This window comes from Frankia sp. CcCS3, assembly GCF_977927575.1.
In genome coordinates, this window is sequence record NZ_CDWRCL010000029.1 from 20,098 (window position 1) to 27,750 (window position 7,653).

Consider the following 7,653-nt stretch of genomic DNA (forward strand, 5'->3'; position numbering starts at 1 on the left):
CTTCGACGTGACGCCCGAGGGTCCGAACCGGTCCGGTCCCGCGGACCCCCGGGGAACGCCCGGCGCCGTTCGGCTCGGCGACGTGCTCGACGCCGGCTGGATGCCGGCCGGCGCGTTCTCGGTTCCCCGCGCGACGCTCAACCGGCACGCCTTCGTCTGCGGCGCCACCGGATCCGGGAAGTCACAGACCGTGCGGTCGCTGCTGGAGTCGTTGACCCGTGCTCCGGCGCCCGTTCCGTGGCTGGTCCTGGAGCCGGCCAAGGCCGAGTACGCCCGGATGGCCGGGCGGCTCGCCGGCCTCGCCGAGGTGCTCGTCATCAGGCCGGGCCGGCTCGACGCTCCACCGGCGTCGCTGAACCCGCTGGAACCCGAGCCCGGCTTTCCCTTGCAGAGCCACATCGATCTCGTCCGGGCCCTGTTCCTGGCGGCGTTCGAGGCGCACGAGCCGTTCCCCCAGGTGCTCGCCCGCGCGCTGACGGTCTCTTACCAAGACCTGGGATGGAACCTGGTGCTGGACCGGCCGGAGCCCGCGCACCGGCCCAGATTCCGGGTGGCCGGGCCGAAGGAGGACCCGAAGGTCGACGTGCGCAGGCGATATCCGACCCTCGGGGACCTGCAGCGCACCGCGACGAGGGTGGTCGAGAATATCGGCTACGGCGCGGAGGTCACGGCGGACGTCCGGGGCTTTGTCGACGTGCGCATCGGCAGCCTGCGGGAGGGTTCTCCCGGTCGGTTCTTCGAGGGCGGGCATCCGATCGACATCGGCGCCCTGCTGGCGCGCAACGTCGTCTTCGAGTTGGAGGACATCACCAGCGACCAGGACAAGGCGTTCCTGCTCGGCGCCGTCCTGATCCGCGTCGTGGAGCATCTGCGGGTCCGGTACGGCAGCGCGGGCGGACTGCGCCACGTCCTGGTCCTCGAGGAGGCCCACCGGCTGCTCAAGAACGTCACCGACGGCCCGGCCGCGGCCGCCGTCGACCTGTTCGCCTCGCTGCTCGCGGAGATCCGCGCCTACGGCGAGGGGCTCATTGTCGTGGAACAGATCCCAGCGAAAATCCTTCCCGACGTTATCAAGAACACCGCGCTGAAGGTGATGCACCGGCTCCCGGCCGCCGACGACCGGGAAGCCGTCGGCGCGACAATGAACCTGCGCGACGACCAGTCCGAGCTGGTCGTGGCGCTGCCGGCGGGGGTGGCGGCGGTGAGCGCGGACGGCATGGACCGTCCCGTGCTGGCCCGGATGGTCGCCGGAGACGACCGGGAAAGCGCGCGCCTCGCGCACTACGACCAGGTGCCCCTGGCCAGACGGCGCAGCCTCGGCTGCGGCGCGGCCTGCGTCGCCGGTCCCGCCTGCACCCTGGAGGAGACGGAGACGTCCGCCCTCGCGGCCCGCGATCCCCTGCTGGTGGTGTGGGTCGAGGCGGTGGCCGCGCACCAGGTCATGGGCGTCACCCATCTGCTCGGGATCGCGCCGTTCGCTCCGGCGGAACCCCTGCGGACCACCCTCGCTGCGTTGCCGGGTCGCATCCTCGACTGCGCGCTCGCCCATGCCGCCGACCGGGCGACGGACGCCCGCGCCGCCGCGCTGCGCCCCTTCGTCGACCCCGACGACTTCACCACCGCCCTGCTCGCGACGCTGCGCCGGCTCCTCGGCCTGCCGCCGTCCCCGGCGGACGCGGCAGACGCGGCAGACGCGGCAGACGCGGCGAACACCGTCGACTCCCGGCACCTGACCGCGGGCGTGTACCGCTGGCAGGACGTCCGGCAGGCACTGGTCGACGCGGTGCGCCGGCGGGGGGCCGACGCGGGCCCGCATCCGCTCACCGCGGCCTGGCGCGAGCGCGGTCTGACCCTGCCGGGCAAGACCGTGGGCGAACAGCTCACCCGGATGAAGAACAGTGCCCTCTACGCTCCGGGCCGGGAGAAGGTCAACATCGGTGATCCGGCGGTCAGCGGCCTCACCGCGGCGGTCCGGGAACTCACCGGCGCAGCGGATGCCGCCTCGCTGTCGGACGCACTCCACCAGGCATGCACCGGCGACGGACTGGCCGAGCTGGCCACTCAGATCTCCGACCTCGTCGGCCCCGCGCCGAGCGGACCGGGGAGCGCCCCACCGGAGTCCACCGCGGCAGCCATCGCCCCCGGCCCGCCCATCGGGACGGCACCCGCGTTCGGGACAGTGCAGGACTGAGCGCCCGGGCCCGTCGACCGTCGGGGCGCTACGGCAGGGCCGGCATGCACGGCAGGGCCTGCATGCACGGCGGAATGCGACAGAGTGGACACCATACGCCATAATGGCCACGTAACGCCCCGGTATCGACACCGGGCGTGCCGAGATCGTTTCCAGGTGCACAATGATCGGGAGCGGGGAGTCGCGGCATGGTGGGCGGCGACACGGTGGGCGGCAACGCAGGAGCAGGCGAGTGGGACGGCGGAGGGTCGGCGATGGGGGTGGGCACGCTGACCACGGCTGAGGCCCGACTGATCCAGGGGCTCTTCGTTCCACGGGAGCGTTGGGGCTGGGAGTTCGTCGACACCGGTCCATCGACCCCGAGCCCGCTCGCCGACCGTCAACCGGCCTGGCAGGAGCCCAAACCGCCCGATCTGACCGCGCTCACGGCCCGGCGAAACCATGCCGTCCGCGCCCTGCTGACCCGGCTCGTCCTGCCGATGGCCTTCGTGGTGTTCGGCACGCTGCTCGCGGGCGAGGGGGGTTTCTTCTTCGTCCCGGCGGGACTCGCGCTCGCCGTGGTCGCGTGCCTGCCTCCGTTGGTCCTGCGCTGCCGGCTGGGCCGGACGCGATCCCGGGCCGCGTCGGCCCGGGCCGACGGGTACACCCGCTACCTACAGGCGTTGACGTCCTGGCAGACCGAGGTCGACGCGCACGACCGGGCCGAGTTGCAACGCCGGGAGGCCACCGCCGTCTTCTATCCCGTCTCGGCCCCCGCGGCGACCCCCAGGATCGACGTGTTCGGCGGAACCGGCGACGGATGGGCGAGCCTGCTGGCCACCGCGGGCTGCTCGGTGCTCACCGGCGGCACCGGCATCCTGCTCGTCGATCTCAGCGAGCGGACGGTGGGCGGGGGGTTGGCGCGCCTCGCCGGCCAGGCGCGCTGGCCGGTGGAGTCCTGGGACCTGCCCCGCCAGCTCGACGAGGTGGCACTCCTCGACGGCCTCGGGCCGCGGGAGGCCGGCGAGCTCGTCGCCGACGCGTTCGGCCTGTCCCAGGAGAGCGGCGATGATCCGCACCGACGCGCCCTGCACGCGGATCTGATCACCACCGTCGCCGTCGTTCTGTACGAATGGCTCAGCATTCGCCGTCTCGCCGAGGGCCTGCGCGTCCTCGAAGGTCTCGACGACGGCAGCGCGGCCATGTCGCTGTCGACGGCCGAAGCCGGGGAGCTCACCGCGCACATGGACGCGTTCGGCCGCGGCGACCGGATCGCCGATGAGCTGCGCTACCTGCGTTCCTCGCTGGAGGCGCTCAGCCCGCCACCACCAGCCACGGCCGCAACGGCACCGGCCGCGACGGCACCGGCCGCGACGGTCGAGGCCCACATGTTGACGGCCGCAGCCGGTAGGTCGACGACCAGGGTGCCGACGACCAGGGCCGACAGTGTGCCCCGTCCGCTGGCGGCCTGGTGGCCGGTACCCGGGCTGCGGGTTCTCGCCACGTCGAGCCGGGACTCGTCCGCCCACCGCAAGGAACTCGCGGACCGGCTCCTCGTCCAGACCGTGCTCCACCAGCTCCGTCGCCGCCAGCGGGGCGGGCCGACCAGCCGGGACATGCTGGTTGTCGCCGGGGCGGACCATCTCGGCCGAGCGGTCCTGACCGGGCTGACCCGCCACGCCGAGCTCGCCGGGGTGCGGCTCGTGCTGCTCTTCGAACGGCTCGCCGACGACGCCGAACGGGTGCTGGGCAGCCAGGGGGGCTCGACGATCATCATGCGATTGGGAAACGGTAAGGACGCCGCGACCGCGGCGGAGTTCATCGGGCGTGGTTACCGCTTCGTCATGTCTCAGGTGACGGCCCAGGTGGGGCGCAGTTTCACGGCCGGCGACAGCGACAGCGTCGGTGACCAGGACGGCACCTCGGAGACGGCCGGCACCAGCGGCGGAACCGGCCGGACCTACGACGGCACCCGGCTGCTGCCCTGGTTGCAGAACACGTCGAAGAACGCCGGATGGCAGGAGTCGGTGACGACGTCGCGATCGCAGACCTGGCAGCGCACGACAAACTCGTCGGTGAGCGACTCGACGACCGACGGCACGACCTCCCAGCGGGTCTACGAGTTCACCGTGGAGCCGACCACCGTCCAGACCCTGCCGGCGACCGCATTCCTGCTGGTCAACCCGGTCGATGGGGCGGGACGGGTGGTGCCGGGGGACTGCAATCCGGGCACCGTCCTGCTGCCCGGGGTCTCCCCGGCCGACCGCTGGTCCGTACCCGACGCGGCCGCCGCGCCCCTGGCGGGTCACCACGCCGGAACCGCCGGAGCCGGGATGATCCAGTCCGGCGCGGGCCAGACTGGTACGGGCCAGGCTGCTACTGATCATGCCGGTCTGGCGCGGACCGGCGCGGAGGAACGGCGTCGGATCGAGCCCGCCCCGCCCGTCGGGTTTCCGGGCATCGGCCAGCAACCGCCGGCCGACGAGGAGGTCTACCGGCTCGTCCCGCCCAAGACACGTCCCAGCGGCTCCGGCGGCTCCGGGGGTCAGAGCACTCACCCGGGGACGCGGGGATGGGTTCCCGGCGTCGGGGACCACCACCCGGGGCATGGCTGACCCGGGCCGGAACGCGGCCGTCAGGAAGGAGACAGCCGAAAGTTATCCACAGCCCGAAAAAGGTTCTGGCCCAACGGACAGACAACCGCCATCGTCTTCTCATGGCCCATAACCCTGGCCGACTCTCCTGGCAGGAGATCGCCACCATGCAGGCCGGCGTGATCACGATGCGCGATGCGATCAACGCCGGCATCACCCGCGACGAGATCCGCCGACGGTTGAACGACGGCCGCTGGCAGCAACCCTTCCGCGGCGTGCTGATCACGGCCGCCGCACCCGTGACGAGGATGCAGGAGCTGTGGGGGGCCCTGCAGGCCGTCGGCCCGGACGCGGTGCTCGCGGGCGCCTGCGCGGCGGGGCTCGCGGGTCTGGACGGTTACGACACCGGCCCGGTGACGGTTCTCCTGCCCACCGACCGCCGGATCGCCGCGCCGCCGGGCGTGCTTCTGCGGCACAGCGCTCGGCTCGACATCACCGAGATCGATCCCCTCCACCTGCCCCGGCGGACGGCCCCCGCCCGGTCCGTCATCGACATGGCCGAGTGGGCGTCTACCCGCGCGGACGCGCAGGGCCTGCTCGTCGACGCCGTCCGCCGGCGTTTCGTCACCGTCGCGAGCCTGCGGACCGCGCTGGCCCGGCGTGGTCCGATCAGCCGCCGGACGCTGACCACCGAGACGTTGGACGACCTGGGCCGGGACGCGCCGCACCTCACCGAGATCATGTACCGCCGCATCGAGGCGCAGTGGGGGTTGCCGGCGGGGACCCCGAGTGTCGACGGGCCCGCGGACGAGCCGATGGCGCGCCTCGACGTCTGGTACGAGCCGTGGCGCGTGCGGATGGAGATCCAGGCGACGGTCCCCCGGCCGACGGTCGTCGCCGATTGGGAGAACACCACGAACGCGAAGGTGCCCGCGGCCGGCGGGGCGTCCGTCACGGCCACCGCCGAGTCGAACCCGATGTCGCCGACGAGCGGATAGTGGGCGAGCCGGAGCCGGTCGGCGGGCGCGGCGGTCAACGGCGGGGGACGCGGCGCCGGGAGCTCGATCGTTGCGGATGGTCCGGGCGGTACGGGTCGCGGGCGGGCGGGCCGCCACGCGGGGTACCACAACGAGGTGACCAGCACCCCTCCGGAACCCTACCCCGCCCTGGCGACCGGGCTGCCGCGGCGCGCGTACGCCTCGTCCAACAGCTCGGCGATCTCCTCTACACAGCCGCCACAGCCCGTCCCGGCATCACATCGCTCGCCGACGGCGTCAACGTCGCAGGCACCCGACGCGATCACATTGCGTAGCATCCGGTCGGACACCGCGAAGCATGAACAGACGAGCACCGCACCTCACCACGCCCGAGACAGCCAGCACGCGGACGGCCAAGCGGCAGTTCGCGACCCTGTCGATCTGTCGATGATCCTTCGACCCCGTGGGGCAGTCGACCCTGCGGAGCAGCCTTAGCTAAGCCTTCCCTAAGCAGAGGGTGCCATGGGCCACCCGCCGCAGGCAAGACGGTCGCGCATCCGCGACATCACCGTGACACTGGGCCGGAAATCGGCCGGACTGCAGATCGACCGGATCAGCCGGGATCGGGCTCGCCCAGAATCAGCGATCGGGCCACGGGACGATCTCGACCCGACGGTTGGCCGCCCGTCCCCGGGGCGTGGCGTTGTCGGCCTCCGGCCACCGGGAACCGAACCCGGCGACGCGCATGAGGTCGGGACGTACGCCCCGGTCCGTCAGGTAGTCGGCAGTCACCCGGGCCCGGTCCAGAGACAACGCCTGATTGAGGGTCGCCGGCCCGAAGGCGTCGGTGTGGCCGCCGACCAGGACCACGACCCGGCCGGCGGGCTCAGTGTCGCTGCGCCGACCGGGAACGTCACGTTCCGACCGTCGAGGGCAGCGCGTAGGGCCGCGAGGGCCCCGGCGTCGGAGGTGGGCTTCGCCGCCGGGGCGGCAGGCTTCTCTCCCGGGACGACAAGCCGGTTGTCCAGGGTGGCATCAGGAACGGTGGTACCGGCCGCCGCCAGCACCTGGGCGCCGAGGCGCCGCCTCGTGACCTCGTCCGGGGCGCTGCCGGCCACCGCCACGGTCGTCCCGGAGACTGTGACCGAGTGGTTCCCGGGGAAACCGCGCAGCGCCGCCGCGACGGCGGCCACCGCCTCCACCGGCGGCTCCGCCACGGCCGGGTCGACCCGGACCTCGCCGGTCACCGACCCGCCGCTCGCGTCCGCCACGGCGGCGAGCAACACGGCACGGCTCGCCCGGTCGGGCACGGTCGCCGTGATCGACAGTCCTCGGCCGGCCACGGCGAGCACCAGGGGGCGCGCGGGTTCGGTCGCGATGACCACGTCGTCACCGAGACGCGCGGAGGTCGTGCCGGCGACCGCGGCCGAGGCCCGCGCCTGTTCGGCGGCGGCGGCACTCGGGAAACGACCGGTGACGACCGCATCACGCCCCTCGACGTGAACCTGGGCGTGCCCGCCGCCGGTGGACCGGACCGCCGCGGTCGCCCGGGCGGAAAGATCATCCTCGATGGGACCGCGGCGCAGGGCGAACGCGACAAGAGCAAGCAGCAACCACGCCAGCACGAGTGCGATGGCGAAGGCGACCGGGCGCGGGCGTTGCAGACGCACGGCCGTGGACAGGGACATCGATCGGACTCCGAGCAGGATCGGACCGGACGCGGGATCTTCGAGGTGGCGCTGATCGTCGGGACAGGGCCGATCTTCGAGGTGGTGGGGAGGGGGTGCCGCAAGGTCGGACGCGGCCGGGAAAACCGCTTTCCCGCAACTTTCGCACATCGGTCCCAGAAGTAACGCATCGGGGCGAAAGATGCACCCACCTGGGGAGCCACACCAGGGGATCTGTCGCTGAT

General features: G+C 72.8%; 6 protein-coding genes. 3 read left to right on the forward strand and 3 right to left on the reverse strand.

The genetic code is table 11. The annotated features are described in order from the left end of the window. Window positions 1–7: 7 nt before the first annotated feature. From AC08OQ_RS04900 to AC08OQ_RS04910, 3 genes are all read left to right on the forward strand, one after another. On the forward strand, window positions 8–2,191 hold the full coding sequence (locus AC08OQ_RS04900) for an ATP-binding protein (RefSeq protein ID WP_476604584.1): 2,184 nt from the start codon (window positions 8–10) through the stop codon (window positions 2,189–2,191). A gap of 188 nt (window positions 2,192–2,379) precedes the next feature. Next, window positions 2,380–4,785 (forward strand): hypothetical protein, encoded by a 2,406-nt coding sequence (locus tag AC08OQ_RS04905; protein WP_476604583.1) that lies wholly within the window; start codon window positions 2,380–2,382, stop codon window positions 4,783–4,785. Window positions 4,786–4,886: 101 nt separating this feature from the next. Continuing rightward, window positions 4,887–5,762, forward strand: coding sequence for a type IV toxin-antitoxin system AbiEi family antitoxin domain-containing protein (locus tag AC08OQ_RS04910; protein WP_476604582.1), 876 nt, complete (start codon window positions 4,887–4,889; stop codon window positions 5,760–5,762). A gap of 158 nt (window positions 5,763–5,920) precedes the next feature. On the opposite strand, the gene AC08OQ_RS04915 is transcribed toward AC08OQ_RS04910, so the two are convergent. From AC08OQ_RS04915 to AC08OQ_RS04925, 3 genes are all read right to left on the reverse strand, one after another. Continuing rightward, entirely contained in the window at window positions 5,921–6,115 is a 195-nt protein-coding gene (locus tag AC08OQ_RS04915) for a (2Fe-2S)-binding protein (protein ID WP_462189201.1), read from the reverse strand. 265 nt (window positions 6,116–6,380) lie between these two features. After that, window positions 6,381–6,611, reverse strand: a complete 231-nt coding sequence (locus AC08OQ_RS04920) for an OmpA family protein (protein WP_462189200.1) — start codon at window positions 6,609–6,611, stop codon at window positions 6,381–6,383. Beyond that, a complete protein-coding gene (locus AC08OQ_RS04925; RefSeq protein ID WP_476604581.1) occupies window positions 6,530–7,429 on the reverse strand; it encodes an OmpA family protein in 900 nt (299 codons plus the stop codon). The genes AC08OQ_RS04920 and AC08OQ_RS04925 overlap by 82 nt, the downstream gene beginning before the upstream one ends. Window positions 7,430–7,653 lie beyond the last annotated feature (224 nt).

Bases quoted from the DNA above. Each gene is read 5' to 3' on its own strand.
- AC08OQ_RS04905 (WP_476604583.1), top strand. From the start codon at position 2,380: ATGGTGGGCGGCGACACGGTGGGCGGCAACGCAGGAGCAGGCGAGTGG.
- AC08OQ_RS04910 (WP_476604582.1), top strand. From the start codon at position 4,887: ATGGCCCATAACCCTGGCCGACTCTCCTGGCAGGAGATCGCCACCATG.
- AC08OQ_RS04925 (WP_476604581.1), bottom strand. From the start codon at position 7,429: ATGTCCCTGTCCACGGCCGTGCGTCTGCAACGCCCGCGCCCGGTCGCC.